Source organism: Prevotella sp. AM34-19LB (genome assembly GCF_003468525.1).
Taxonomy (GTDB): Bacteria; Bacteroidota; Bacteroidia; order Bacteroidales; family Bacteroidaceae; genus Prevotella.
The window spans coordinates 1-575 of the sequence record NZ_QSIG01000141.1; the positions used below are offsets into that span (position 1 = coordinate 1).

1 protein-coding gene is annotated in these 575 nt (G+C 44.3%); it reads right to left on the bottom strand.

The window, feature by feature from the left end; translation table 11 throughout:
* Positions 1-170 precede the first annotated feature (170 nt).
* Positions 171-575 (bottom strand): transposase (locus DW830_RS15600; RefSeq protein ID WP_147487296.1); only part of this gene is annotated, 405 nt, incomplete at its 5' end.

Sequence of the window (575 nt, forward strand, 5' to 3'; positions counted from 1 at the left end):
CCTAAAATCCGCAACTATCATCCAATACACGATTAAGGGTAGATTTATGAGTCGTTAGTAGCAGCTTTCAGTAAAAAGCAACAGCACAACATCAATATGTAGCCACCATCCCCTTACCCCACGATGCGACTTGAGGTAATACGCATATTCTAACCGGAAAGAAAGGATTCTTATCCGAATTCTGTTTTGAAGGGTTTTGCATAAGCGCGGTTCTCTGTGTAGATATTCAGCACGTATTGCCTTGCAGTCATGATCCACTTGGCAGGTACGGAGATGAATCTGAAGACAAAAGCCTTTATGCGACTCGTTTTCTTGAGCCCAAAAGCCTTGGTGTCAAGCCTGCTCATGATGGTCTTGTAGAAATTGTGTATCAATGCAGTAAGCAGAAGAAAGACAGTATTCTCCGCCATGAATGACTTGGGGAGCCTGCTCCAACCGAATCCGTTGTTCATGTCGTCAAAGATACGTTCCTTGCCGCCACGCAGATTGTAGAATTCAACAATGTCCCTTGTCGATGACTTGTAATCGTTGGTCAGAATACAACGGTAAGTGTATTCGCCTTCCCACAGGTCAAG